26 protein-coding genes and 1 tRNA gene are annotated in these 26,120 nt (G+C 70.9%); 6 read left to right on the forward strand and 21 right to left on the reverse strand.

Translation table 11 applies throughout. The annotated features are described in order from the left end of the window. Nucleotides 1–271: 271 nt before the first annotated feature. The 6 genes from Q9R19_RS13305 to Q9R19_RS13330 form a co-directional block, all read right to left on the reverse strand. Nucleotides 272–1,108, reverse strand: coding sequence for an SseB family protein (locus Q9R19_RS13305; RefSeq protein ID WP_311256878.1), 837 nt, complete (start codon nt 1,106–1,108; stop codon nt 272–274). Beyond that, complete coding sequence (priA, locus tag Q9R19_RS13310) at nt 1,092–1,838, reverse strand: bifunctional 1-(5-phosphoribosyl)-5-((5-phosphoribosylamino)methylideneamino)imidazole-4-carboxamide isomerase/phosphoribosylanthranilate isomerase PriA (RefSeq protein ID WP_311256879.1); 747 nt, start codon at nt 1,836–1,838, stop codon at nt 1,092–1,094. The genes Q9R19_RS13305 and priA overlap by 17 nt, the downstream gene beginning before the upstream one ends. A gap of 99 nt (nt 1,839–1,937) precedes the next feature. Further along, nucleotides 1,938–2,576: an imidazole glycerol phosphate synthase subunit HisH gene (gene hisH / locus Q9R19_RS13315; protein ID WP_311256880.1), complete on the reverse strand. Its 639-nt coding sequence runs from the start codon at nt 2,574–2,576 to the stop codon at nt 1,938–1,940. Then, entirely contained in the window at nt 2,573–3,178 is a 606-nt protein-coding gene (gene hisB, locus Q9R19_RS13320) for an imidazoleglycerol-phosphate dehydratase HisB (RefSeq protein WP_311256881.1), read from the reverse strand. The genes hisH and hisB overlap by 4 nt, the downstream gene beginning before the upstream one ends. Next, nucleotides 3,175–4,266 (reverse strand): histidinol-phosphate transaminase, encoded by a 1,092-nt coding sequence (locus Q9R19_RS13325; RefSeq protein ID WP_311256882.1) that lies wholly within the window; start codon nt 4,264–4,266, stop codon nt 3,175–3,177. Before Q9R19_RS13325 ends, hisB begins: the two co-directional genes overlap by 4 nt. 71 nt (nt 4,267–4,337) lie before the next feature. Next, a complete protein-coding gene (locus tag Q9R19_RS13330) occupies nt 4,338–4,724 on the reverse strand; it encodes a LysM peptidoglycan-binding domain-containing protein (protein ID WP_311256883.1) in 387 nt (128 codons plus the stop codon). A 303-nt stretch (nt 4,725–5,027) separates the two neighbouring features. On the opposite strand from Q9R19_RS13330, the gene lexA reads away from it, so the two are divergent. Further along, the gene (gene lexA / locus Q9R19_RS13335; protein ID WP_311256884.1) at nt 5,028–5,714 is read left to right on the forward strand and encodes a transcriptional repressor LexA; all 687 of its coding nucleotides are present in this window, start codon (nt 5,028–5,030) and stop codon (nt 5,712–5,714) included. A 93-nt stretch (nt 5,715–5,807) separates the two neighbouring features. On the opposite strand, the gene metE is transcribed toward lexA, so the two are convergent. Then, entirely contained in the window at nt 5,808–8,120 is a 2,313-nt protein-coding gene (metE, locus tag Q9R19_RS13340; protein WP_311256885.1) for a 5-methyltetrahydropteroyltriglutamate--homocysteine S-methyltransferase, read from the reverse strand. Between the two features lie 15 nt (nt 8,121–8,135). Further along, nucleotides 8,136–9,077, reverse strand: a complete 942-nt coding sequence (locus tag Q9R19_RS13345) for a methylenetetrahydrofolate reductase (protein WP_311256886.1) — start codon at nt 9,075–9,077, stop codon at nt 8,136–8,138. Between the two features lie 140 nt (nt 9,078–9,217). Here Q9R19_RS13345 and Q9R19_RS13350 point away from each other — a divergent pair, with 140 nt between their 5' ends. Next, the gene (locus tag Q9R19_RS13350) at nt 9,218–11,101 is read left to right on the forward strand and encodes a prolyl oligopeptidase family serine peptidase (RefSeq protein WP_311256887.1); all 1,884 of its coding nucleotides are present in this window, start codon (nt 9,218–9,220) and stop codon (nt 11,099–11,101) included. Between the two features lie 9 nt (nt 11,102–11,110). Here Q9R19_RS13350 and smpB read toward each other — a convergent pair whose 3' ends face one another. The 4 genes from smpB to prfB form a co-directional block, all read right to left on the reverse strand. Further along, nucleotides 11,111–11,587 carry an SsrA-binding protein SmpB gene (smpB, locus tag Q9R19_RS13355; protein WP_311256888.1) on the reverse strand — a complete coding sequence of 159 codons (477 nt, stop codon included), beginning with the start codon at nt 11,585–11,587 and terminating at the stop codon, nt 11,111–11,113. Nucleotides 11,588–11,636: 49 nt separating this feature from the next. After that, nucleotides 11,637–12,551 (reverse strand): permease-like cell division protein FtsX, encoded by a 915-nt coding sequence (ftsX, locus tag Q9R19_RS13360; protein WP_311256889.1) that lies wholly within the window; start codon nt 12,549–12,551, stop codon nt 11,637–11,639. After that, nucleotides 12,548–13,555: a cell division ATP-binding protein FtsE gene (gene ftsE / locus Q9R19_RS13365; RefSeq protein WP_311256890.1), complete on the reverse strand. Its 1,008-nt coding sequence runs from the start codon at nt 13,553–13,555 to the stop codon at nt 12,548–12,550. Before ftsE ends, ftsX begins: the two co-directional genes overlap by 4 nt. 73 nt (nt 13,556–13,628) lie before the next feature. After that, nucleotides 13,629–14,738, reverse strand: coding sequence for a peptide chain release factor 2 (prfB, locus tag Q9R19_RS13370; RefSeq protein WP_311256891.1), 1,110 nt, complete (start codon nt 14,736–14,738; stop codon nt 13,629–13,631). Between the two features lie 114 nt (nt 14,739–14,852). Between prfB and Q9R19_RS13375 the strand changes: the two genes are divergently transcribed. Continuing rightward, the gene (locus Q9R19_RS13375) at nt 14,853–16,079 is read left to right on the forward strand and encodes an MFS transporter (RefSeq protein ID WP_311257062.1); all 1,227 of its coding nucleotides are present in this window, start codon (nt 14,853–14,855) and stop codon (nt 16,077–16,079) included. A 25-nt stretch (nt 16,080–16,104) separates the two neighbouring features. On the opposite strand, the gene Q9R19_RS13380 is transcribed toward Q9R19_RS13375, so the two are convergent. From Q9R19_RS13380 to Q9R19_RS13410, 7 genes are all read right to left on the reverse strand, one after another. Continuing rightward, the gene (locus Q9R19_RS13380) at nt 16,105–16,551 is read right to left on the reverse strand and encodes a pilus assembly protein TadG-related protein (protein WP_311256892.1); all 447 of its coding nucleotides are present in this window, start codon (nt 16,549–16,551) and stop codon (nt 16,105–16,107) included. Further along, nucleotides 16,548–16,985: a TadE family protein gene (locus tag Q9R19_RS13385; protein WP_311256893.1), complete on the reverse strand. Its 438-nt coding sequence runs from the start codon at nt 16,983–16,985 to the stop codon at nt 16,548–16,550. Before Q9R19_RS13385 ends, Q9R19_RS13380 begins: the two co-directional genes overlap by 4 nt. A 7-nt stretch (nt 16,986–16,992) precedes the next feature. Then, nucleotides 16,993–17,394: a pilus assembly protein gene (locus Q9R19_RS13390; protein ID WP_311256894.1), complete on the reverse strand. Its 402-nt coding sequence runs from the start codon at nt 17,392–17,394 to the stop codon at nt 16,993–16,995. 5 nt (nt 17,395–17,399) lie between these two features. Continuing rightward, nucleotides 17,400–17,606, reverse strand: a complete 207-nt coding sequence (locus Q9R19_RS13395) for a hypothetical protein (RefSeq protein WP_311256895.1) — start codon at nt 17,604–17,606, stop codon at nt 17,400–17,402. A gap of 87 nt (nt 17,607–17,693) precedes the next feature. After that, nucleotides 17,694–18,632: a type II secretion system F family protein gene (locus tag Q9R19_RS13400; protein ID WP_311256896.1), complete on the reverse strand. Its 939-nt coding sequence runs from the start codon at nt 18,630–18,632 to the stop codon at nt 17,694–17,696. Further along, a complete protein-coding gene (locus Q9R19_RS13405) occupies nt 18,629–19,486 on the reverse strand; it encodes a type II secretion system F family protein (protein WP_311256897.1) in 858 nt (285 codons plus the stop codon). Before Q9R19_RS13405 ends, Q9R19_RS13400 begins: the two co-directional genes overlap by 4 nt. Continuing rightward, entirely contained in the window at nt 19,483–20,625 is a 1,143-nt protein-coding gene (locus Q9R19_RS13410; RefSeq protein ID WP_311256898.1) for an ATPase, T2SS/T4P/T4SS family, read from the reverse strand. Before Q9R19_RS13410 ends, Q9R19_RS13405 begins: the two co-directional genes overlap by 4 nt. 109 nt (nt 20,626–20,734) lie before the next feature. Between Q9R19_RS13410 and Q9R19_RS13415 the strand changes: the two genes are divergently transcribed. Together Q9R19_RS13415 and Q9R19_RS13420 are read left to right on the forward strand one after the other, a co-directional pair. Beyond that, nucleotides 20,735–20,816 (forward strand) — tRNA-Leu (locus Q9R19_RS13415). An 86-nt stretch (nt 20,817–20,902) separates the two neighbouring features. Beyond that, nucleotides 20,903–21,628 (forward strand): VTT domain-containing protein, encoded by a 726-nt coding sequence (locus Q9R19_RS13420; protein ID WP_311257063.1) that lies wholly within the window; start codon nt 20,903–20,905, stop codon nt 21,626–21,628. A gap of 107 nt (nt 21,629–21,735) precedes the next feature. On the opposite strand, the gene Q9R19_RS13425 is transcribed toward Q9R19_RS13420, so the two are convergent. Beyond that, nucleotides 21,736–22,596, reverse strand: coding sequence for a Ku protein (locus tag Q9R19_RS13425; protein WP_311256899.1), 861 nt, complete (start codon nt 22,594–22,596; stop codon nt 21,736–21,738). 67 nt (nt 22,597–22,663) lie between these two features. On the opposite strand from Q9R19_RS13425, the gene Q9R19_RS13430 reads away from it, so the two are divergent. Beyond that, complete coding sequence (locus Q9R19_RS13430; protein ID WP_311256900.1) at nt 22,664–25,114, forward strand: ATP-dependent DNA ligase; 2,451 nt, start codon at nt 22,664–22,666, stop codon at nt 25,112–25,114. Nucleotides 25,115–25,131: 17 nt separating this feature from the next. Here the strand turns inward: Q9R19_RS13430 and Q9R19_RS13435 are convergent, their stop codons facing one another. Further along, nucleotides 25,132–26,052, reverse strand: a complete 921-nt coding sequence (locus Q9R19_RS13435; protein WP_311256901.1) for a cation diffusion facilitator family transporter — start codon at nt 26,050–26,052, stop codon at nt 25,132–25,134. Between the last annotated feature and the right edge of the window lie 68 nt (nt 26,053–26,120).

A 26,120-nucleotide genomic window follows, 5' to 3' on the forward strand; every position in this document is an offset into this window, starting at 1 on the left:
GCGAGCGCTTCGCGCGGGGATGTGCGCTTCGCGCGGACGGACTCCCGGCATTCATCCGCTGATGGCGCACAAGTCCGCGACAGGCGTACGCGAACGGATGCTGCTGATCAAAGCTCTGCGCGGCCGAAGCGCGCAAGCAGGTGCACGTCGTCCAGCATGAGCGCACCGTACACCGGATCTGCAGAACTTCGGAGAGATCCGGCCGGGCTTCTCCGAGATCGCGCATCTCTCCGACGTTCCGCTGAGCCGGAAGCGGATTCGGATGCCGAACTCAGCCGGCGGAGCGGGTGAGCTTCACGGTCAGGGAGTCGACCAGCACGGCCATGCGGTCATCGGCGGCCCAGCGCTGCGCGAGGCGCGCGAGCACGGCATCCAGCGTCTCCCGGTCCAGGCCGTCGACCAGTTCGAGCGTGACGATCAGCTCGGGGCCGCGCATGCGGGCATCCGGGTCCCCCGCCGCGACGGAGACGTCGATGACCGCGAGCTCGTGCGCGATGCTCTCCCGCAGCGCGGTGAACACCTCCGGCGAGAGGTGGCTCGGCTCCCACGGCTCGTCGCGGGCGATCGCCCAGACCGCCGGACGACGCAGCACGAACTCGGTCTCGGATGCCGGGTCCAGCACGATCAGGTCGGTCTCCTCGTCGGCGGCCGACAGCGCGACCCGCACCGCCTCGACAGGGATCGGCCGGGCCTGAGGATCCCAGGCGCGCATGGTGTCGACGGAGGTGAACGCGGGCTGCACCCGGCGGCCGTCGGGGGCGGCGACCGTGACGATCGACAGCTCCTGGGTCTTGTCGACCTTCAGGCCGGTCGGGCCGACGGGTTCCTGAGCCTGACGAAGGGTGTCGCCCTTCTCGGCGACCAGTGGCACCAGCACGCGTGCCGGCCGCAACGCATCGACGACCTCGGCCTGCGAGCCGGTGCCGGCGCGGAAGCGCAGCAGCGCGTCCAGCAGCGCAGGGTCGGCGGAACCGTCGTCCGCGGCGCGCGCGTTCGGCTCGAAGCTCCGTCCGGCCCACGGGACGCCGGCAGAGTCAGCGCCGCCCGGTGCAACCTGCGAATCGGGATGAGCGCCGTGATCGCAGGCGTCGTCAGAAGCCGGCGGCATCCAGCGCCTCGACCAGCGTGAACTGCCCCGCGTACAGCGCCTTGCCCACGATGGCGCCCTCGACACCGAGCGGCACCAGCTCGCGCAGCGCCGCGATGTCGTCCAGGCTGGAGACCCCGCCCGAGGCGATCACCGGCTTCAGCGTGCGCGAGGTGATCTCGCGCAGGAGGTCGAGGTTCGGGCCGCGCAGCGTGCCGTCCTTGGTGACGTCGGTGACGACGTAGCGGCTGCAGCCGGCCTCCTCCAGCCGCTCCAGCACCTCCCAGATGTCGCCGCCCTCCTGCGTCCAGCCGCGGGCGGCCAGAGTGGTGCCGCGCACGTCGAGGCCGACCGCGACCGCCTCGCCGTAGCGGCCGATGACATCGGCCGCCCACTCGGGGTTCTCCAGCGCGGCGGTGCCCAGGTTGATGCGGTTGGCACCGGACTCCAGGGCCGCCTCGAGGCTGGCGTCGTCACGGATGCCGCCGGAGAGCTCGATGCTCACCCCGCGGTACTGCTTGATGACCTTGCGCAGGATGCCCGCGTTGTTGCCGCGCCCGAAGGCGGCGTCCAGATCGACGAGGTGGATCCACTGCGCACCCTGGTCGACCCATTCGCCTGCGGCGTCGACCGGGTCGCCGTAGCTGGTCTCGGTGCCGGCCTCACCCTGGGTGAGCCGCACCGCCTTGCCGCCCGCGACATCGACTGCCGGAAGCAGGATCAGCGAGGGGGACTGAGCGAAGTCGTTCATGACGTCCTTGATTCGGGTGGCGTCCGCGGTATGCGAGCACGAGAGAAGACACTAGTCGGCCCCCGTGCCCGGTTCAACACGGGGTGCGCCGCATGACGTTCAGGTGAGGGAGCCCACCCAGTTGCGCAGCAGGTGCACGCCCGCATCGCCCGACTTCTCGGGGTGGAATTGCGTGGCGGACAGCGGGCCGTTCTCGACAGCGGCGAGGAAGCGCTGCCCGTGCACGGCCCACGTCAGCGCCGGCTGCGGGAAGGGCGCCTCCACCTGGATGCGCCAGTCCGTGGCTGCGAACGAGTGCACGAAGTAGAACCGCTCCTGCTCGATCCCGCGGAAGAGCACGCTGCCCTCGCCGGCCTCGACGGTGTTCCAGCCCATGTGCGGCAGCACGGCGGCATCCAGCTCCTGCACCGTGCCCGGCCACTCCCCCAGGCCCTCGGCGTCCAGACCGCGCTCGAGGCCGCGCTCGAACATCACCTGCATGCCGACGCACACGCCCAGCACCGGACGGCCCCCGGCCAGACGGCGGTCGATGATCTCATCGCCGCCGTGCGCGCGCAGCGCGTCGACGACCGCGGCGAACGCCCCGACCCCGGGGACGAACAGGCCGTCGGCCTCCAGCGCGCGATCACGGTCGCCGGTGAGCTCCACGTCGGCACCGGCGGCGGCGAGTGCCTTGACCGCGGAGTGCACGTTGCCGGACTCGTAGTCGAAGACGACTACCCTCGGGGATCGCGTCACAGTGCGCCCTTGGTGGAGGGGATGCCGTCGATCAGCGGGTCGAGGGCCTTGGCCTGCCGGAACGCGCGTGCGAACGCCTTGAACTCCGCCTCGGCGATGTGGTGCGGATCGCGTCCGCCCAGCACGCGCACGTGCACCGTCAGCGCGGCGTTGAAGGTGATGGCCTCGAACACGTGCCGCACGAGCGAGCCCGTGAAGTGACCGCCGATCAGGTGCAGCTCGAAGCCGGCGGGCTCGCCCTCGTGCACCAGGAACGGGCGGCCGGAGATGTCGACCACGGCCTGGGCGAGCGCTTCGTCCAGCGGGACGAGCGCATCGCCGTACCGGGAGATGCCCGACTTGTCGCCGAGCGCCTCGCGGATCGCCTGCCCGAGCACGATCGAGATGTCCTCCACCGTGTGGTGCGCGTCGATGTGCGTGTCGCCGGTCGCGCGGACAGTCAGGTCGGTCAGGGAGTGCTTCGCGAACGCGGTGAGCATGTGATCGAAGAACGGCACCGAGGTGCTGATCTCGCTGCGGCCCGTGCCGTCGAGGTTCACCTCGACCTCGACCGTCGACTCGGACGTGCTGCGGGTGCGGCTGGCGATGCGGGACGCGGTCATGCTGGTGATCCTATCGACGCGAGTGCTTCCAGGAAGGCGGTGGTCTCGGCTTCGGTGCCGGCGGTGACGCGCAGGTGCCCGGGGATGCCGACGTCGCGGATGAGCACGCCGCGGTCGTAGAGCGCCCTCCAGAGCTCCTGCGGATCATCGACGCCGCCGAACAGCACGAAGTTGGACCACGACGGGTGCGGCGCGTACCCGAGCGCCTGCAGGGTCGCCGAGATGCGATCGCGCTGCTCGACGATCTCGTCGACCATGGCCAGCATCGTGGACGAGTTCCGCAGCGCGGCCGTGGCCGCCGCCTGCGTGAGGGCGCTCAGGTGGTACGGCAGGCGCACCAGGCGCAGCGCGTCGATGAACGTGGGGTCGGCGGCGAGATACCCGACCCGACCGCCGGCGAAGGCGAACGCCTTGCTCATGGTGCGGGAGACGGCCAGCCGCGCGCGACCGGGCAGCAGGCTGAGCGCGGAGGCCGCCTCTCTCGGCGCGAACTCCTGATACGCCTCATCGACCACCACGACACCGCGGGCGGCGTCGTAGACGGCCTCGATCACGTCCAGGCCGAGCGGCGTGCCGGTGGGGTTGTTGGGCGTGCACAGCAGCACGACGTCCGGGTCCGCGGCAGCCACCTGCGCCGCCGCGTCCTCGGGTGTGATCGTGTAGTCATCCTCGCGGGTGCCGGCGATCCACGCGGCACCGGTGCCCTGAGCGATCAGCGGATACATCGAATACGTCGGCGCGAAGCCGAACACCGAGCGCCCGGGGCCTGCGAACGCCTGCAGGATGTGCTGCAGCACCTCGTTCGAGCCGTTGCCGGCCCAGATCTGCTCCGCGCGGAGGTTGTGACCCAGGTAGGTCGCGAACGCCTCCCTCAGCTCGGTGAACTCGCGGTCGGGGTAGCGGTTGACGTCGCTCAGGGCGATGGCCACGTCGTCGAGGATGTCTGCGACGACCGCTTCGGGAACGGCATGCGTGTTCTCGTTGACGTTCAACGCCACCGGCAGCGGCACCTGAGGAGCACCGTACGGCGTGAGTCCGCGAAGATCGTCGCGGAGGGGCAGCTCGTCGAGAGAGGTCACTCTTCCCATGGTAGAGCGCGCAACGGCGGACTCACTCCGAAGTGACGCATCCCCCGTGGGCCGCTGTGCCTGTCGAAGCGTCAGTGCTCGTACTGCGCGGGGATGGCGATCTCGGCGCCGGCCTGGATCGCGCCCGTGCCGAGGTTGTTCAGCCGCATGATGTCGTCGATCACCTCGCGGGGGTCGATCCCGGGAGCCACCTCTGCCGCGATCGACCACAGCGTGTCACCCGGCAGCACCGTGACGCTCTCGAACGCGACTGGGGCGCTCTCCTCACCGGAGGCGAGTGCCGAGCCGCCGGCCAGGACCGAGAACGCGATGCCGGCGATCAGCGGAGCCGCAGCGAATCCCGCGAGCACACGACGCCCTCTCGCCGTCAGGCGCAGCCTGGTGCGGTGCGTCACACGGGACGACGCGCCGCCGGAGGCGCGAAGGATCGCGGGGCTCTGGATGCTGATCGTGCTCATGTGCGGCTCCTCTGTCTCTGCCCGCCTCGCGGCGGAAGCGTTCCAGCTTTCGCATCCGGCATCCGGCCGGGGATGCCGGATGCGAAGCTGTGTTCCGAATGTATCTTCGATATCGAACATCTGTCAAGCGTTCTTCGAAATCCGATCGGGAATCCGCCCGACACGCTCGAACGGATCTTCCGATCTCGGCCGTTTCTCGGATACGGTTTCGATATGGACAGCACACCACTGGCCACCGACATTCGAAGCGGACGACCGCACTGACGCGGATTCCGCACGACCCGCACGCACGAAGGAGCACCGATGAGCGAGACCCCCGCCCCCGCAGCCGAGGCGCCGCGCACGCGTCGGCGCAAGAGCCTGAGCGCGAAGCAGCTGGCCATCCTCGAGGTGATCCAGACCTCGATCGCCCGGCACGGCTATCCGCCGAGCATGCGCGAGATCGGCGATGCCGTCGGACTCAAGTCGCTCTCCAGCGTGACCCACCAGCTGGGCCAGCTCGAGCTGAGCGGCTACCTGCGCCGCGACCCGGGGAAGACCCGCGCGATGGAGGTGCTGATCGACCTGCCCGGCACGAGCGCCGAGAACCCGGCCGATGCCGCGCCGGCCGTCGGCGATGCGGCGCTGGTGCCGCTGGTCGGACAGATCGCGGCGGGCGTGCCGATCACCGCCGATCAGCAGGTGGAGGAGATATTCCCGCTCCCCCGCCAGCTGGTCGGCAAGGGCGATCTGTTCATGCTGAAGGTCAGCGGCGAGTCGATGATCGATGCCGCGATCTGCGACGGCGACTGGGTGGTCGTGCGCACGCAGAACAACGCCGAGAACGGCGAGATCGTCGCCGCGATGATCGACGGGGAGGCCACCGTGAAGACCTTCCGCCGCCGCGACGGCCACACCTGGCTGCTCCCCCGCAACTCCGCCTTCGAGCCGATCCTCGGCGACGAGGCCGTGGTGCTCGGCAAGGTCGTGGCGGTGCTGCGCGCCGTCTGATCCGCCGAAACCCCTCCTGATTGCCGAAACCCCTCCTGAATCGCGTGATTCAGGAGGGGTTTCGACGGTGCGGAGGGGTCTCGGCGAGAGAGCTCAGGCGGGGACGTTCACGTCCTCGCGCACGCGGCGCGTCGCCTCCACGATGTTGCGCAGCGACGCGACCGTCTCGTCGTAGCCGCGGGTCTTCAGTCCGCAGTCCGGGTTGACCCACAGCTGCCGCAGCGGCAGTTCGTCCACCGCGCGCCGCAGCAGCGCCTCGACCTCTGCCACGCTCGGCACGCGCGGCGAGTGGATGTCGTAGACGCCGGGTCCGATGCCGTGGTCGAAGCCCTGCGCGGCGATGTCGGCGACGACCTCCATGCGGCTGCGGGCCGCTTCGATGGAGGTGACGTCGGCGTCCAGCGCCCGGATCGCATCGATCACGACGCCGAACTCCGAGTAGCAGAGGTGGGTGTGGATCTGGGTGGCCGCCGCCGCCCCGCCCGTGGCCAGGCGGAACGAGTTGACCGACCAGTCCAGGTACGCCGCCTGGTCCGCCCGCTTCAGCGGCAGCAGCTCGCGCAGCGCCGGCTCGTCGACCTGGATGATGGCGATGCCCGCCGCCTCGAGATCGGCGATCTCATCGCGCAGCGCGAGCGCGACCTGATCGGCCGTCTCGCCCAGGGGTTGGTCGTCGCGGACGAACGACCAGGCCAGGATCGTGACGGGACCGGTGAGCATGCCCTTGACGTGCTTGGCGCTGAGCGACTGCGCGTACGCGGCCCAGGAGACCGTGATCGGCGCGGGGCGCGACACGTCGCCCCACAGGATCGAGGGACGCGTGGCGCGCGAGCCGTACGACTGCACCCAGCCGTTCTCGGTGACGGCGAATCCGTCCAGGTGCTCGGCGAAGTACTGCACCATGTCGTTCCGCTCGGCCTCGCCGTGCACCAGCACGTCGAGCCCCAGATCCTCCTGCAGCGCGACGACGCGGTCGATCTCGGCGCGCAGGAAGGCCTCGTAGTCGTCCTGCGGCACCTCGCCGCGGCTGAACTGCGCACGGGCGCGGCGGATGTCGGCGGTCTGCGGGAACGATCCGATCGTGGTCAGCGGCAGCGCCGGAAGATCCAGCGCGAGCTGCGCGGCCTCGCGGTCGGCGTACGGAACGCGCGAGAAGTCGGTCGTGTCCAGCACCCGGTCCCGCACCGCCCCGTCCCGCACACCAGGGGCGTCATGACGGTCTGCGAGCGCCGCGGTCGCGGCATCCAGCTCCGCCGCGATCGCCGCGCGCCCCTCCGCCAGACCTCGGGCGAGCGTCACGACCTGCTCCACCTTCTGATCGGCGAAGGCCAGCCACGACACCAGGCGCGCGTCGAGCCGGGACTCGTCCTGCACGTCGTGCGGCACGTGCAGGAGCGATGTGGAGGTGGAGGCCGAGACGTGCTCGGCGCCCAGCGCGCGCAGCCGCTCGAGCTTGTCGAAGGCGGCGGCCAGGTCGCCGCGCCAGATGTTGTGACCGTCGATCACTCCGCCGACCAGCACCTTCCCGCCGAGTTCGGGCAGGGATGCCGGGACCTCTCCGCGCACCAGGTCGATGCCGATCGCCTCGATGGGCGCGGCCGCGAGCACGTCGAGAGTGCCGCCCAGCGACGCGTAGGGCGCGGCGACGAGGACGGCCGGCCGCTCGGCCGCGGCGCCCAGCACTGCGAGAGCGCGCTGCGCGGCATCCGCCAGCTGAGCGCTGTCCGCCGGCAGCGACTCGCTGACCAGCGCGGGCTCGTCCAGCTGCACCCACTCGGCCCCGGCGTCCTTCAGCTTCGTCAGCAGCTCGGCGTACACGGCGACCACGTCGTCCAGGCGGGAGAGGGGATCGAAGCCCTCGGGCGCCGCATCCGACGCCTTGGCGAGCGCCAGCAGCGTGACAGGGCCGACGATCACCGGACGCGTGCGGAACCCGGCCGCCGCGGCCTCGGCGACCTCGCGCACCAGCCGGTCGCTGGAGAGCGAGAACGTCGTCTCCGGGCCGATCTCGGGCACCAGGTAGTGGTAGTTCGAGTCGAACCACTTGGTCATCTCCAGGGGTGCGCGGTCCCCTTCGCCGCGGGCGACGGTGAAGTACGCCGGCAGGCCGATGGCGCCGTCGGCGTCGCGCAGGTCGTCGAAGCGCGCCGGGATCGCGCCGACCGCGACGGCGGCATCCAGAACCTGGTCGTAGTACGACGACGCCTCCGGGATCGAGGAGTCATCGCGTCCCAGCCCCAGCTCCGCCAGGCGCTCGCGGTTGGCGGCGCGCAGCTCTGCGGCCGCGTTCTCGAGCTGCTGCTCGTCGATGCGTCCGGCCCAGAACGCCTCGACGGCCCTCTTCAGCTCGCGGCGACGTCCGATCCTGGGGTAGCCGAGGATCGTCCCGGCGGGGAAAGCGGTCATGGTGTTTCCTTTACTTCACTTCGTGGCTTGATGCAGACATCGGTCGGCCAGGACGCCGGCCCGGACGAGGACGTCGAGCACGGTCTCGTGCTGGTTGAAGGCGTACAGGTGCACGCCGGGCGCGCCCCCGGCGACCACCTCGCGAGCGAGGTCGGCCGCCCATTCGACGCCGACGCGCCGCCGGCCCTCGGCGGTGGGCTCCACCTCGAGCGCGATGGACAGCTCTCCGGGCAGCTCCTCGCCGGTGAGCTCGAGCACGCGCGCCAGCCGGGCGGGCGAGGTGATCGGCATGATCCCGGGGAGGATCGGGATGGTCACGCCGGCGCTGCGGGCGCGCTCGACGAAGGCGAGGTAATGGTCGGCGTGGAAGAACAGCTGCGTGATCGCGAGGGTGGCTCCCGCCGCCTGCTTGGCGAGCAGCGCGTCGACGTGCTGGCTGCTGTAGGCGGAGCGCGGATGCCCGTTCGGGAACGCCGCCACGGCGATGCTCACCTTCCGGCGCGGCGCGACGCGCACGGCGCCGGGGTTGCCGGGGACCTGGGACTCCTCGTACGGGGCGCGCTCGGCCTGCACGCGGTCGATCAGCTGCACCAGCTGGGCTGAGCTCTCCAAGTCGCCGAGGAACGGCTCGCCCTCGGCGCGACCGGCGGGCGGATCGCCGCGCAGCGCGAGGAAGCTGAGGATGCCGGCATCCAGGAACTCCCGGATCAGTCGCGCAGCGCCCGCGTAGGTGTTGCCGACGCAGGTGAGGTGCGCGAGCGGCTCGACGTCGGTGTGCGCGCGGATGTACCGCAGCACCTCGAGGGAGCGGCCGCCGGTGGATCCGCCGGCGCCGTACGTGACGGACAGGAAGTCGGGTCCCGCGGCGGCGAGCCGATCGATCGTGTCCTGCAGCGCCTGCGCGCTGGCGGGTGAGCGCGGCGGGTACAGCTCGAAGGAGAACGGCACGCGGGTCATCGACGTCCTCCTCGCTGATCGTGGGGCCGGTCGGTCCGAGCCCGTCTCAGCACGGTAGAACGGGCGCGCGCCCGGCTGCACACTGTGTGACGCCGTGTGTCAGCGACCGGCTCCGCGCACCGGCTGGATAGGCTCGATCCATGACTGCGCCCTACGGTTCCTGGCCGTCGCCCTTCTCCGCCGCGGACGTCTCCGCAGCGGCTCCGCGGATCGACGGGGCCCGCTTCGTCGGCGACGAGATCTGGTGGGGCGAATCGGTTCCGTCCCAGGGCGGCCGGGTCACGGTGCGCAGCTCGACGGACGCCGAGATCCTGCCGCAGCCGTGGAACGCGCGCTCCCGCGTGCACGAGTACGGCGGCGGCGCGTGGACCGCGGATGCCGAGGGCACGCTGTACTTCGTGAACGCCGCCGACCAGCGCGTGCACCGGATGCCCCGCGGTGGCGTCCCCGAACCGCTGACGGCGGCCGGTCCGCATCACGGCGGTCTGACCCTGCAGCAGGGGCGTCTGTTCGCGGTGCGCGAGGATCTGCGCGGCGAGCAGCACTGGCGCGGCATCGTGGAGATCCCGACGGACGGGTCGGCGGCAGACGACGACTCGCCCGCGTGGGTGTCGTCGTACGGCTCGGGCTTCTACGCCCACCCGTCCCTGTCGCCGGATGGAACGCGCTTGGCCTATGCGCAGTGGACCGAGCAGCGGATGCCGTGGGATGTCGCCCGGATCGCGATCACGCATCTCGAATCCGGATCGCAGACGCCTGTCCCCTGCCGTGCGGCCGTGCAGCCCGAGTGGCTCTCCGACGACGAGGTGCTGTACGCCGACGACGGAACGGGGCGCTGGAACCTGTGGCTGGCCCGGATCGCCGAGGACACCCCTCCGCCCGCGCCGACGCCGCCCGCCGTAGCGGAGCCGTACGTCCTGGCGGACGCCGACACCGGTGGCGGGCTGTGGGTGCTCGGCAACCGCTGGTACGGCGTGCTGGAGGACGGACGGATCACGGCAGTGCGCACGAACGGCGCGGATGCCGTGGTGCTGATCGACCCGGCATCCGGAACCGAGCGCGTCCTCGACGTCCCCGTCACGGCCGAGACGAGCATCGACGACGTCTCCGGCTCCCGCGTGCTGATCTCGGGTGCGGGCGCCGCGGTCTCGCGCGGGCTGTGGTGCGTGGACGTCGATTCCGGTGACGTGGTCGCGATCCGCGGCGGCGAGCCGGTCGACCCCGCCTGGGTCCCGGTGGCGCGCCCGGTCACCTTCGACGGTCCGCACGGACCTGTGCACGCTTTCGACTACCGTCCGACGCACCCGGAGGCGATCGCGCCCGACGGCGAGCTGCCGCCGTACATCGTCATGGTGCACGGCGGCCCCACCTCGCACGTGGCGGGTGCGGCATCCGAGGCATACGCCTACTGGACCAGCCGCGGCATCGGCGTGCTCGACGTGAACTACGGCGGATCGACCGGCTACGGGCGGGCCTACCGCAAGCGGCTGGACGGGCAGTGGGGCGTCGTCGACGTCGACGACGTCATCGCCGCCGCGCGCGGCCTGGCCGATGCCGGACTCGCCGACCCCGGCCGGATCGCGATCAAGGGCGGGTCGGCCGGCGGCTGGACCGTGCTCAGCGCCCTCGTGCGCGGTGGCGCGTTCGCCGCCGGGATCAGTCGGTACGGCGTCGCCGACCTGCGGATGCTGGCATCCGACACCCACGACTTCGAGAAGCACTACCTCGACGGTCTCGTCGGCCCGCTCCCCGAAGCCGAGGACGTCTACGTCGAGCGGTCGCCGCTCACCCACGCCGAGCGCATCGACGTGCCCGTCCTGCTGCTGCAGGGTGCGGACGACCGAGTCGTGCCGCCGTCGCAGTCCGAGGCGATCCGCGATGCGCTCGCCGCCCGCGGCATCCCGCACGAGTACATGCTGTTCGAGGGCGAGGGCCACGGCTTCCGCCGGGCGGAGACGATCATCTCCTCGCTGGAGACGGAGCTGCGCTTCCTGGGCGCCGCGTTCGGCTTCACGCCCGCCTGAGTCGGCGGGTCACTCCCCCACGCGGTTGCGCAGGCGCATCGCGCGCTCTGCCTCGCGGGTGTCCTGGCGTTCGCGCAGCGTCTGGCGCTTGTCGTACTCGCGCTTGCCCTTGGCCAGGGCGATCTCCACCTTCGCCCGCCCGTCGGAGAAGTACAGCTTGAGCGGGATCAGCGTGTAGCCGCCCGCCGAGACGGCATGCTCGAGCTTGCGGATCTCGTCGCGGTGCAGCAGCAGCTTGCGGATGCGCTTGGCCGAGTGGTTGGTCCAGTGCCCCTGCGAGTACTCCGGGATGTGCACGGCGTCGAGGAACGCCTCACCGCCCTTGATGTACGCGTAGCCGTCGCTGAGGTTCGCCCGCCCCTGGCGCAGCGACTTCACCTCGGTGCCGGTCAGCACCAGGCCGGCCTCGTACGACTTCTCGAGGTTGTAGTCGTGGCGCGCGCGACGGTTGGTCGCGATGACCTTCTCACCGCGTTCCCTGGGCATGGTCTCTCCTGTGTCTGCAGGCCCGTTCGGGCCGACGGATCAGTCTAGCTCAGGTGCGCAGCCAGCGCCGGATGGCGAAGCCGGCCGACAGCGCCGAGAGCACGATGCCGATGCCGATCAGCACGGGGACGACGAACACGGCATCCTGCATGCCCACCAGCGGACGCATGAAGGGCACCCGGTCGGCCAGATACCCCTCCACGCCGAAGTGGACGCCGGCGAGCACCGCGGCGCTGGCGAGCGCGGAGCCGAGGAACGCGGCGAACACGCCCTCCAGCACGAACGGCGTCTGGATCGAGCTGTTCGAGGCGCCCACCAGCCGCATGATGCCGATCTCCTTGCGGCGCGCGTACGCCGACAGCCGGATCGTGGTGGCGATCAGCAGCACCGCGGCGATGAGCATGAGCGCGGCCACCCCGACGGCGATGTAGGTCGCCACAGTCAGCGCCGAGAACAGCGGGTCCAGCAGCTTGCGCTGATCCTTGACCGCGTCGACGCCCGCCTCGCCGGTGAACGCCTCGGTGATCACGTCGGACTGCTGCGGATCCTTCATCGTGATGCGGAAGTCCACCGAGGTGTTCTCCACGCCGATCACGCTGGCCTGCTCGTCGCCGAGCTGATCGACGATGTCCTGGTAGGCGTCCTCCTTGGTCTGGAAGCGCACCTCGCTGATCAGCGGCGCGAGCGCGTCGCCCTCGAGCGACTGCTTGACCTTGTCGATCTGCTCCTGGCTCGCCTCTCCCCCGACGCACGACGGCGCGGTCGACAGCGGGGAGCACATGTAGACCGTGACCTCGGCCTTCTCGCCCCAGTACGCGCGCATCGTGCTGATCTGGGTCTGCATGAGGATCGCGGCGCCCACGAAGGTGAGCGAGACGAAGGTGACCAGCACCACCGAGATGACCATGGAGAGGTTGCGGCGCAGGCCCAGCAGCGCCTCTCCGACGATGAGTCCGAAGTTCACGAGGTCGGCCCCACTTCCTCGTCGTCGCCGTCCGAGAGGCCGAGTCGGTCGGCCACCCCCAGCTCGTCGACCTGCACGTCCGGGATCACGATCGGGTTCGTGCGCGGCGTCCGCGCCGCGGCATCCGACTCCGGTGCCGGCGCGGCATCCGATTCCGGTGCCGACGCCGCCTCCGGCGCGGGCTCCGACGCCTCCTCCTGCGCCGGTTCTGCGACGACCGGCGCGGTGACGCTCTGGCGCTGCACCTCCTGCACGGCGGTCAGCGCGGCCGCGGCCGCCGCGCCGCGCACCGCCTCCGGGCGCAGGCGCGGGATGCTGGAGGTGTCGCCGTAGCCGCCGCCCCGCTCGTCGCGCACCAGTTCGCCGCCCTTGAGCTCGATCACACGGCGCTGCATCTGGTCGACGAATCCGGCCTCGTGGGTGGCCATCAGCACGGTCGTGCCGCCGGCGTTGATGCGGGCGAGCAGCCGCATGATGTCGACCGAGGTGGCCGGGTCGAGGTTGCCGGTCGGCTCGTCGGCCAGCAGCACCTTGGGCCGGTTCACGATCGCGCGGGCGATCGCCACACGCTGCTGCTCACCACCGGAGAGCTCGTGCGGCATCCGCTTGGCCTTGCCGTCCAGACCGACCAGCGCGAGCGCCTCGGGCACAGCCTGCTGGATGAAGCCGCGGGACGAGCCGATCACCTGCAGCGAGAACGCGACGTTCTGATAGACGGTCTTGGTGGACAGCAGCCGGAAGTCCTGGAACACCGAGCCGATGTGCCGCCGGAAGTACGGCACTTTGCGGTTGGCGAGCGAGCGCAGGTCGCGGCCGAGCACGGCGACGCGGCCCGCGCTGGGCACGTCCTCGCGAAGGATGAGCCGCAGGCAGCTGGACTTGCCGGAGCCGGAGGCTCCGACCAGGAACACGAACTCCCCGGCCTCGACGTTAAAGTCGACTTCGGAGAGGGCGGGGCGCTTGGTGCCGCGGTAGCGCTTGGTGACGTTCTCGAACCGGATCATGGCCTTATGAGCCTAAGCGCGGCCCACCGCGGGACGCCCAGCGACACTCGGGCTGTCGCGCTCCTGCTGCCGATCAGTCCTCTTCCTTGCGCTTGCGCCAGCGGATCCCTGCCGAGATGAAGTCGTCGAGGTCGCCGTCGAACACGGATGCCGGGTTGCCGGACTCGTGGCCGGTGCGCAGATCCTTGACCAGCTGCTGCCCATAGAGGAAGTAGGAGCGCATCTGGTCGCCCCAGCTGGCGGTGATGTTGCCGGCCAGCTCCTTCTTCTTCGCCGCCTCCTCCTCCTTCTGCAGCAGCAGCAGGCGGGTCTGCAGCACGCGCATGGCGGCGGCGCGGTTCTGGATCTGCGACTTCTCGTTCTGCATCGAGACGACGATGCCCGTGGGCAGGTGCGTGATGCGCACGGCGGAGTCGGTGGTGTTGACCGACTGGCCGCCGGGGCCCGAGGAGCGGAAGACGTCGACCCGGATGTCGTTCTCGGGGATGTCGACCTCGGTGGCCTCCTCCATGAGCGGGATCACCTCGACGGCCGCGAACGAGGTCTGGCGCTTGTCGGCCGACCCGAACGGGCTGATGCGGGCCAGGCGGTGCGTGCCGGCCTCGACCGAGAGCGTGCCGAACGCGTAGGGGGCGGTGACCTCGAAGGTGGTCGACTTGATGCCGGCGCCCTCCGCGTACGAGGTGTCCATCACCTTGACGGGATAGCCGTGCTGCTCGGCCCAGCGCAGGTACATGCGCATGAGCATCTCGGCGAAGTCGGTGGCGTCGTCGCCGCCGGCGCCCGAGCGGATCGTGATGATCGCGTTGCGGTCGTCGTACTCGCCGTCCAGCAGGGTCTGCACCTCGAGCTGGTTGATGGTGTCGGTGAGCGAGGCGAGCTCCTTGCGGGCCTCCTCGGCAGAGTCCTCGTCCTCCATCTCGTTGGCGAGCTCGATGAGCACGTCCAGATCGTCGAGGCGGCGCTCGACGTCGGTGACGCGCTTGAGGTCGGCCTGCTTGTGACTGAGCGCGCTGGTGACCTTCTGCGCCTTCTCGGGGTCGTCCCAGAGGTCGGGCGCGCCGGCCTCTTCGCTGAGCCGTGCGATGTCGGCGTTGAGGGAATCGACGTCGACGACCTCGCGGATGTCGCCGAAGGTGTGTCGCAGGGCCTGGATGTCGGCGGAGAGATCGAGTTCGAACATGGCAGTTCAGCCTATCGCGCCGCGCCCGCGGTTTCGCGCCGCGGGATCGGGCGCATGGCATACCGTGAACGTGTGGGCGACAGCGCGGGCACGGTTCTCAGGCAGTTCGGGCCGATGGTCTACCTGCCCACGGTGCTGTTCGCACTCGGCGAGGGCGCGGTCATCCCGCTGATCCCGGTGCTGGCGACCCAACTCGGCGCCGACGTGCCGCTGGCGGCGCTGGTCGCCGCAGCGCTCGTGATCGGCCAGCTGTGCGGCAACATCCCCTCGGGCTGGCTGGTCGCGAGGATCGGCGAGCGGTTCACGATGGTCTACGCCGGTGTCGCGGCGATCGTCGCCGGCGTCGGGATGCTGCTGGCGGACTCGCTCGCGCTGTTCACCGCGGCGGTGTTCCTGCTGGGCTTCTGCGCGGCGGCGTTCGGACTGGCCAGGCACGCATTCATGACCACGCGCGTTCCGACCCGATTCCGGGCGCGGGCGCTGTCGCTGCTGGGCGGATGCTTTCGCCTGGGCGTGTTCGTGGGGCCGTTCATCGCTGCGGGTCTGATCCAGCTCACCGGCTCGGAGCTGTCGACGGTGTGGTTCCTGATCGGCTGCACGGCGGCGCTCGTGGTGCTGGTGCTGCTCGGCCCCGATCCGGAGCGCACGGTGCCCGTGCTGCTGAAGCCCACAGGCGCCGCCGTCGCCGAGGACACCGGCGAGGTGGTGACCGGCTCGATTCCCGTGGCCGATCGGCGCGGCGTGCTCGGCACCATGTGGGCGTACCGCGCGGTGCTCTCGCGCCTGGGCGTCTCGGCCGCGTGCCTGTCGGCGGTGCGGGCGGCGCGCCAGGTGGTGCTGCCGCTGTGGGGCGTGTCGCTGGGGCTGGACGCTTCGACGATCGCTCTGGTCGTGGGCGTTTCGGGTGCGATCGACTTCGCCCTGTTCTACGCGAGCGGCCAGGTGATGGACCGCTTCGGCCGCATCTGGGCCGCGATGCCCGCCCTGCTGCTGATGGGGCTGGGGTTCGCGGCGCTGTCGTTCACCCACGACCTCGACGCGGCGATGCTCTGGTACGGGCTGCTGTCGGCGGTGCTCGGGGTGGGCAACGGCCTCTCCAGCGGCATCCTGCTCACCTTCGGCGCGGATCTGGCTCCCGAGCGCGATCCGGCGGCGTTCCTGGGCTCGTGGCGCACGCTGACGGATGCCGGAGGCGCGGCCGCCCCGGTGCTGGTCTCGGCGATCACCGCGGCCGTGTCGCTGTCGCTGGCCACGGGCGTGATGGGTGTGGTGGCGCTGATCGGCGCGGCCGGCTTCCTGCGCTGGACCCGGAGGTATCTGCCGCGGGTACCGCGGGACTGAGCGCGTCCGCGTCCGACCTCGATCCTCAGCGCAGCGCCGTGCGGGTGGTCGCGGTGGATTCCAGCCGCACGCCGTCGGGTACGAACGGGGAGATGAGCGGCGGGTGCCACACCGTGGCGACGCTGACCCGCGCCGAGACGCCGTCGGGCGTGTCCGCCGAGAGCAGGTCCGCTTTCGGCGCGACGGCGTCGATCACGGCATCCGCCTGCTCGCTGACCTGCGCATCGGTGAGCTCGGCATGCACGTCGCCCTCGGCGAGCTCGAGCGTGAACCCGTCCGCGCCGGCGAGCGAGGCGGCGTCGGCGAGCGAGTCGAGGCGCTTCTGGGCGATGTACAGGTCGGTGGCGCACGTGCACACGATCACCACCGCGATCGCCAGCAGCACGTAGCCGAGGATCAGCGGCAGGATGCTGCCGTCCTCATCATTCCCGAGCAGCCGCAGACGCCGCCCGAGCGCGCGTCGCCGGCTCATCCTCTCCCCCACAGCCTGGACACCTTCTGCGCCGCTTCGGCCTGCACGGGGATCGCGGCGATCCTGTCCAGCCCGAACAGCGGTGGCATGAACGGAAGGCTCACCCGCGTGGCGACCGTGACGATGACGGTGCTCCCCGCGGCCGGGCAGGTCGCCGCGGCCGGGCGGCAGGTGACGTGCACCTCGACAGCGTCCTGATCCATGCCGTACTCGCGGATCACGCTTCTGAGCACGGCGTCGCCGCGAGCACTGGCCGCATCCGCGTCCGGCGCCTGGCCGATGACGCGGGCAGTGTGCCTGGCCGCCGCCTCGGCGCCGAGCGTCTGCTCCTGCACCGCACCGAGCGTGAGCACGAGATACACCAGGGGCACCAGCAGCAGCACGCCGACCGTGATGAACTCCAGCGCCGCCGAGCCGCGCTCGTCGGAGAGCACGCCGCCCTCATCCCTCGTCGAACGACTCCACCGGGGCACGCGCCTCCACCTCCATTCCTCCTGGCACGCCGATCAGCCCGAGCAGCGGCAGCGAGGTGCGCACGCGCACGACGACGCTCTCGTGGCCGAGGCTGTGGTCCCGACCGACCGAGACGGCGCCCGCGTAGTCGGCGCCCACGGCACGCGAGATCACGGTACGAGTGCGCGCTGCCCCCTCGCCGAGCGTGGTGTCGGCGAGTGCGGCGTAGTGCGCCCCCTCGACAGCAGCGTCGTGCACGACGTTGCGCACGTACACGGCGAGCGCGATCTGCAGCACCGACAGCACCAGTGCGGTGAGCAGCGCGCCGACGAGCACGAACTCGACGGGGCTGGACCCGCGCTCGTCGGCGGCCGGTGCGGTGGCGCGCATGGCGCTCAGATGCCGGACACCTTCGCGATCGCGTCCTGGAACAGGTCGACCAGCGCAGGGCCGGCGACCGCCCAGATCACCACCACGAGCGCAGCCGTCATCAACGTCACCAGCACCCAGCCGGGCACGTCGCCGGTCTCATCGGCGGCCAGCTCGCGGCTCGCGTCCCCCCAGCTCTTCACCTTGAACGGTCGTCTCAGTGTGGACATCATCTCTCCTCTTCCCCAGCTCTCATCGGTTCGGCATGGTCTCATCGGTTCGGCATGGTCTCATCGGTTCGGCGTCTGTCATCGCTGCCCTCATCCCAGGCCCAGCCGCAGGATGAACAGACCCGGGTAGATCGCGAACAGCACGCTGAGCGGGAGGATCAGGAACACCAGCGGCAGCAGCATCAGGATCTCCTTCTGCCCGGCCTGCTCGATCAGCACGCGCTTCGCCTCGTCCCTGGCATCCGCCGCCTGCGAGTGCAGCACGGCGGCCAGCGGCGCGCCGTGCTCGAGTGCGGCGATGATCTGATCCACTGCCCGCGAGAGCCCCGGCAGCTGCAGGCGGGTGGCCGTCTCGCCGAGCGCGTCCGCGAGCGGTGAACCGGTGTGCACGGCCAGCACCGCATGCCCCAGCTCCTCGGTGAGCTCGCCGGTGCCGATGCCGGAGACCCGCCGGAGCGCATCGAGCAGCGACTCCCCTGCCGACAGGCACAGCGCGATGAACTCCAGCGTCGTCGGCAGCTCGTCCGCCAGCCGGGCACGACGCGCCTTGGCGCGACCCGTGAGCTGCATGTCGTAGCCGATCGCCGCACCGGCGGCAGCCAGCAGCGGAAGCAGCACGGCCGGCGGCGACATGCGCCCGGCGACGGCGAGCACGATCACCAGCAGCGCGCCGCCGACCAGCCCTGCCAGGCCCCATGCCAGCTGCCGCCCGCGGAAGGATGCCGGTGCCTGGCTCGATCCGGCCTGCGCCAGGCGGCGGGCGAGCGCGTCGCCGCCGCCCAGCATCCGCTCGAAGGAGGCGCGGACGCGCTCCCAGGCCGTGCGCCCCTGCACGGGCAGCACGCCCACCCGCGGCAGGAGGCCTGCGGGCATCGCCTCGTCGGCGATCACGTCGCGCAGATACGGCGCGATGCGCCGATCCAAGGGCTGGGCTCCCCAGCGCGGCAGCGCGGAGAGCACCCCGAGGATGCCGAGCGCGAACGCTCCGCCGAGCAGCACGGCGAGCGCGAGGTCGCTGATGCCGTTCACCCGAACCACCTCTCCGGCTCGGCGAGTCGCCCGATCCGCAGCATGATCCGGTAGGCGATCACCGATACCGCGGCGCCGGCCACGATCACCACCACGCCGGCCGCACTGGCATAGGCCGCGCGTCCCTCCGGCCGCATCACCAGCAGCCCGAGGATCACCCAGGGCGCGACGGATCCCAGCACGGCCGCACCGCGGATCCATGACTGCCGGGCCTCGACCTCGCCCCGCAGCGCGGCGTCGGCCCGCACCGACGCGGACAGAGCGCGCAGCACGCCGGTGAGCTCGGTGCCGCCGACCTGCCTGGCCATCCGCAGGGTCTCGATGATGCGATCGGCGATGGGATCCGCCAGCGTCGTCTTCAGCCGGTCGAGGCTGGTCTCGAAGCGACCGGTGGCGTGCAGGTCGCGCGCGAACACCGCGAAGGCGGGGCGCACGGCCGGCGGCGCCGACTCGGCCAGACTCGACACCGCATCCGGCAGCGACAGCCCGACGCGGATGGCCGCGACCAGCAGGTCGCACACGTCGGGCCACATCTGCCGCCGCGCCTTGCGCAGCCGCAGCCGGCGGCCCCGCAGGTAGAGCACGGGAGCGGATGCCGCGGCCAGCCCCGCCAGCAGTGCGAGCACGGGAAGTCCGGTCAGCAGCCAGGCGACGGCGGCAGCCACCAGCGCGAGGGCGATCATCGTGACGACCAGGGTGCGCGTGGCGGCGCGCGCGAGCCCCGCCTCCTCGAGCAGTCGACGCAGCCGGCCGCGCGCGGGCGGGCGCGGTTCCCGCTCTCGCGGCGGCCACAGCCAGGGGGATGCGCACAGCAGCAGCCCCGCGCCCAGCAGCGCGCCGATGAGCAGCGTCATGCCACACCCTCAGCCCGATACACGGACGCTGTGCGGATGCGGCCGTCGACGACCTCGCCGGTCGGCGCCACCACCTCGGCGACGCGACGCGACCCGTCGGATGCCCGGCTGCAGTGCACGACGTAGGAGATGGAGGTCGCGAGAGCCGGTGCGACGAACGCGCGGTCGATGTTGCGGCCGGCCAGCAGCGGCAGCAGCGCGAGCTTCTCGAGCGCCTCGTCGGCCGAGTTCGCGTGGATCGTGCCCGCCGAGGGCACGCCGGTGTTCAGCGCGAGCACCAGGTCGAGGGCCTCCGCGTCGCGCACCTCGCCGACGACGATGCGATCGGGTCGCATGCGCAGCGCCTCCTTCACGAGGCGGCGCAGGGTGATCTCGCCGGTGCCCTCCAGGCTCGCCTGGCGTCCCTGCAGCGCGACCACGTCCGGTCCGTCGACGGCGAGCTCGAAGGTCTCCTCGACCGTGATGATGCGCTGCGCGGCCGCGACGGATGCCAGCAGCGCCCCGAGCAGCGTGGTCTTGCCCGCGTGGGTGGCGCCCGAGACGATGATGCTGCCCCCGTCGAGCAGCGCTCGGCGCAGGAGGTCGGCGATGTGCGCGGGCACGGATCCCTGCGCCACCAGCGACTCGAGCGTGCGATGCCGCTTCAGGAACTTCCTGATGTTCACCGCCCAGGAGCCCCTCACGACATCGGCGATGGCGACGTGAAGTCGCGACCCGTCCGGCAGCGACGCATCCACGAACGGCTGGCTGACGTCCACGCGACGGCCGGTGGACTGCAGCATCCGCTCGACCAGATCGCGCACGGTGGCGTCCGTCAGGTGCATGTCGACGCGCTCGGTCGTGCCGTCGCGGGCGATGAAGACGCGGTCGGGCCCGTTCAGCCAGATCTCCTCGATCTCGGGGTCGTCCAGCAGCGGCTGGAGAACTCCGAATCCGGACACCGAGGCCAGCACGTCGCGGATCAGCGCGGCTTCGTCGTCGATGATCGCCTCACCGCGCTGCAGTGCCAGATCGTTGTGGCGTCGGACCTCGGTCTGGGCGATGTGCCGGGCCTCGGCCGGGTGCGACGACGGATCGGTGTGCTCCAGGCGCAGACGTCGCCGCACGCGCTCGGCGACGACGAGGGACGGATGACTCACGCGGGCATCATGACAGAATTCCGTCCGCCGCCGTCAAAGTTATCCACAGGGCGATGCTCGGCAGATGTACGGGAATCCATAGCGATGCGATCAGTAGACTTGCTGATGCGCGGGAGTGGTGGAATCGGTAGACACGCAGGATTTAGGTTCCTGTGCCCCTGGGCGTGTGGGTTCAAGTCCCATCTCCCGCACGCTTCCCCGCACTCCCTCAGCGCCGAATTCCGACCGATGGGATCATCCCTTGCTTCACTCGCTCATCCAGGCTCCGACCTCGTTCATGCCCGACTGGCTGGACCCGGCGCACATCATCGACGTCGCCGGCCCCTGGGCACTGCTGGTCGTCTGCTTCATCATCTTCGCCGAGACCGGCCTGCTGATCGGCTTCCTGCTGCCCGGTGACACGCTGCTGGTCATCTCGGGCCTGCTGACGCACACCAGCGACGTGTTCGGCGTGAACATCTGGGTGGTCGCGCTGCTGATCGCGCTGGCCGCTTTCGTCGGCGGCGAAGTGGGGTACCTGATCGGCCACAAGGGCGGCCCAGCGGTCTTCGAGCGCAAGGAGTCCGGTCTGTTCAGCCGCAAGAACGTGGACCGCACGAACGCGTTCTTCGAGCGCTTCGGCGGCATCACGGTCATCCTGGCCCGGTTCATCCCCGTGGTGCGCACCTTCGCCCCGGTCGCCGCCGGCGTGGGCCACATGCCGTGGAAGCGGTACTCGCTCTACAACCTCATCGGGGCGGTCCTGTGGGGCTTCGGCCTGACGATGTTCGGGTACGTCATCGCCTACATCCCGTGGGTCCGCGACCTGGTCGTGGACTACATCGACCTGATCCTGCTGGCCGCCGTCGCCGGGACCGCCCTGATCACGCTGGGGCACTACCTGTACGAGCGGTTCAAGGTGAGGCGCGAGGCCGCCGAGCCGGTGCCCGCCACGACCACACTGCAGCTGGATGCCGAGGTCTTCGACCGCGCGCCGGATCTCGACGGCGACGGCAGGCACTGATCCCCGCGCCCCCGCAGTCGCCGCTCCGCGTCGCCCGGAGCCTCCGGGGCGCGTGGGCCCGCCCGGTGATGGATGTCTCCTCGTGACCCGAACCATCACCATCCGGATCAGCCGGCCTTCTTGCGTCCGCCGGACTTCCGGCCGGATTCCTTCTTCTCGGCATCCTTCCCACCGGCCCGCGCGGCCTTCGACCTCTCCACGCTGGCGCGCAGCGCCTCCATCAGGTCGATGACCTCGCCGCCGGCGCCCTCGCCGTCGTCGGCGAACGTCTCGGACACGTCGAAGGTCTCTCCCGCCTCGATCTTCGCGTCGATGAGCGTGCGCAGCTCCTTCTGGTACTCGTCGACGAACGACTCCGGTTCGAAGTCGCTGGAGTAGCTGTCCACCAGCGACGAGGCCATCTCCAGCTCCTTCTTGCTGATCCTCACGTCCTCGTCCAGAGCGGGGAACGCGGCCTCGCGCACCTCGTCCGCCCACAGCAGGGTCTGCAGCACCAGCACGTCGCCGCGCACCCGCAGCGCCGCGAGCCGGGTCTTCTGCCGCAGGGTGAATCGCACGATCGCGGTGCGGTCGGTCTGCTCGAGGGTCTTGCGCAGCAGCACGTAGGCCTTCGGCGACTTGGAGTCGGGCTCGAGGTAGTACGCCCGGTCCAGGGTGAGCAGATCGATCTGCTCGCTCGGCACGAACTCCACCACGTCGATCTCGCGGCTCTTCTCCGCGGGCAGGGCCGCGAGGTCCTTCTTGGTGAGCACCACCGTCTGCCCGTCGTCGTCCACGTAGGCGCGATCGATGTCGGAGTACGCGACGGGCTTGCCGTCCAGTTCGCACACCCGCTGGTAGCGGATGCGGCCGCCGTCCTCGTCGTGCACCTGATGCAGCGAGATGTCGTGGTCCTCGGTCGCGGAGTACACCTTCACCGGCACGTTCACCAGGCCGAAGGTCACCGCGCCCTTCCAGATGCTCCTCATCCCACCAGTATCACCAGTCACACCCGTTCCGGCCAGGGGCTTGCGTCCGTGCGGCTAACCTGTCCCCATGGCAGCGAGCGGGCAGGTCGTGCAGGTCGATGGCCGGCGTCTGCGCGTGACGAACCTCGACAAGGTCGTCTACCCCGAGACCGGCACGACCAAGGGCGAGATCCTCGGCTACGTCTCACAGGTCGCGCCTGCCATGCTGCCGCACCTGCGCGGGCGGCCGGTCACGCGCAAGCGCTGGGTCGACGGGGTGGGAACCGCGGATGCCCCGGCCGAGAGCTTCTTCGCCAAGCAGCTCGAGCAGGGCGCGCCCGACTGGGTGCGCCGGATGCCGATCGAGCACTCCGACGGCCCCAAGGACTACCCGCTCGCCGACGACGCGGCCACGCTGGTGTGGTTCGCGCAGCTGGCGGCGCTCGAGCTGCACGTGCCCCAGTGGCGCTTCACGCAGTCCGGCGGCCGGGGCCGGCCGGACCGGCTGGTGCTGGATCTGGATCCGGGTCCGGGCGTGGGCCTTCCGGAGTGCGCGACGGTCGCCCGGATCGCGCGCGGCATCCTCTCGGGCATGGGCCTGGACCCGATGCCGGTGACCAGCGGCAGCAAGGGCATCCACCTGTATGCGCGGCTGCCCACGGCCGAGGACGGCGGCGGGCTGCAGACCAGCGACGAGGTGTCGGCCGTCGCGAAGGAGCTGGCGCGGCTGATCGAGGCCGACCACCCCGATCTGGCCACGCGCACGATGGCGAAGTCGGCCCGCAGCGGCAAGGTGTTCATCGACTGGAGTCAGAACAACGCCGCCAAGACCACGATCGCCCCCTATTCGCTGCGCGGGCGCGCCCGGCCGTGGGTGGCGGCGCCGCGAACCTGGGAAGAGCTGGAGGATCCCGAGCTCCGCCAGCTGGAGCTGCACGAGGTGCTGGAGCGGGTGGATGCCGGCATCGACCCGCTCGCCGGCCTCGCACCGCCGAGCACCGCGCTGACCTCGTACCTGGCCAAGCGCGACGCGGCCAGGACGCCGGAGCCCATACCGCGCGCAGCGGCCGCCGCGGGCGCGGGTGCGCCGAGATTCGTCATCCAGGAGCACCACGCCCGGCGCCTGCACTACGACCTGCGCATCGAGCGCGACGGCGTGCTGATCAGCTGGGCGGTGCCCAAGGGCGTTCCCGAGACCGCCGACCGCAACCACCTGGCGGTGATGACGGAGCCGCATCCGCTGGAGTACCTCTCCTTCGAGGGCGAGATCCCGCGCGGCGAGTACGGCGCCGGGTCGATGACGGTCTGGGACACCGGCACCGTGGCGCTGGAGAAGTGGCGGGATGACGAGGTGATCGGCACGTTCACCGGGCGCGCGGGCGGCCGGCTCGGCTCGGTGCGGCTGGCGCTGATCCGCACTGAGGGCGAGGGCGAGAAGTCGCAATGGCTGCTGCACCGCATGATCCCCCCGCCCCCCTCCAGCCGCCGCTCCGCGTCGGCCGGAGCCTCCGGGGCGCGTGGGCCCGCCTCACAGAAGGTCGACGACGGCGAGGCTACAACGGCCGGATCTCCCACCTCCTACTCGCCGATGCTCGCGGAGTCCGGCTCCCGCGGCGTCGCGGGACGGATCGGCGCCGACGCCTGGGCGGAGATCAAGTGGGACGGCATCCGCGCCATCGGCATCTGGGCCGACGGCCGCTTCGCACTGCAGGCCCGGAGCGGCACCGACATCACCGCCCGCTACCCCGAGCTCACCGCCGACGGCGCACCGCACCTGCCGGCGTCCGACGCCGTCGTCGATGGCGAGATCGTCGCCTTCGACGCGCAGGGCAGGCCCAGCTTCCACCGTCTGCAGAACCGGATGCACCTCACGCGCGGCCGCGACATCGAGCGCGAGGTCGTGCGCACGCCGATCACCTACATGCTGTTCGACCTGCTGCGCCTGGACGGTCACGACCTCACCGGGATGCCGCTGCGCCAGCGGCGCGAGCTGCTCGAGCACCTGGCCTCCGACCTCGACGCTCCGGTGCAGGTTCCTCCGGTCTTCGACGACCTCGACGCGGCCGTGGAGCTGAGCAGGCAGCAGGACCTGGAGGGCGTCGTGGCCAAGGACCCCGACTCCGTCTACCGTCCGGGCGCGCGGAGCCCCTCGTGGCTCAAGCTGAAGAACACGCACACGCAGGAGGTGGTGATCATCGGCATCCGACCGGGCAGGGGCGACCGCACCGGCACCATCGGCTCGCTGCTGCTGGCCGTGCCCGACCACGACGGCTCCCTGCGGTACGTGGGCAGGACCGGTACCGGCTTCACCGACCGGATCCTGCGAGACCTGCTCGCGCGGCTGGAGCCGCTGCGCGTCGACGAGCCGCCCGTGGAGGGCGTGCCGCGACCGGATGCGCGCGACGCGGAGTGGGTGCGGCCCGAGCTGGTCGGCGAGGTGGAGTTCTCGGAGTGGACCCCCGCCGGCATCCTGCGCCACTCCCGCTGGCGCGGGCTGCGGCCGGACAAGTCTCCTGCGGAGGTGCGGCGGGAGTCGTGACGCGGCGGGCACCCGCGTCAGGCGTGCACGGCTTCGCAGTCGTCGTGGTCCGCGGGCTCCAGCTGGAAGGTGGAGTGGTCGACATCGAAGTGGTCGGCCAGGCACGCCTGCAGCTGGGCCAGCAGCTCGGCGGAGCGCCCGGAGGCGAACAGCGCCGTCTCGACGGTCACGTGGGCCGTGAACACGGGCGCGCCGCGGGTGAGCTGCCACACGTGCACGTCGTGCACATCGACGACGCCCGGGTACCGCTTCAGATGGTCGCGGATCTCGATCACCGACATGCCCATCGGCGCCGACTCGGCGAGCACCGAGAACACCTCGCGCAGCAGCGAGATCGCGCGCGGCAGGATCATCGCAGCGATGACCAGGGAGGCGATCGCATCAGCCGGCATCCAGCCGGTGGTGACGATCACGACGGCGGCGATGATGACCATGACCGAGCCGATCAGGTCGCCCATGACCTCCAGGTAGGCACCGCGCACGTTGATGCTCGTGCGCTGGGCGCGGCTCAGCAGCCACATCGAGATGGCGTTCGCGACCATGCCGACGGCGGCGACGACGAGCATCAGGGTCCCGCCGACCTCGACCACACCGGGATCCATCAGCCGCTGGATGCCCTGGATCGCGACGACCACCATCAGCACGCTGAGGATGACCGCGTTGATCAGCGCGCCGAACACCTCCGCGCGCTGGTACCCGAACGTGCGACGGTCATCGGCGGGGCGGGCGGCGACGGCAGTGGCGATCAGCGCGATGACCAGCGCCGACGCATCGGTGAACATGTGCGCGGCGTCGGCGAGCAGCGCCAGGGAACCGGAGAGGATCGCACCCACGACCTGCACGACCATCACGACGACCGTCAGCGACAGCGACACGGTCAGCAGACGCCGGTGGCCGGCATCGCGGATGCCGCCCGGCGCGGGTGCGTGATCGTGCATGTCTCCAGGCTAGGCCGGAAAGCCGCCGTGCAGCGCCGCTTCGAGCTAGTCGGGAACGGTAACGATTC

The sequence above is a fragment of the Microbacterium sp. ARD32 genome (assembly GCF_031844385.1).
Lineage (GTDB): Bacteria > Actinomycetota > Actinomycetes > Actinomycetales > Microbacteriaceae > Microbacterium.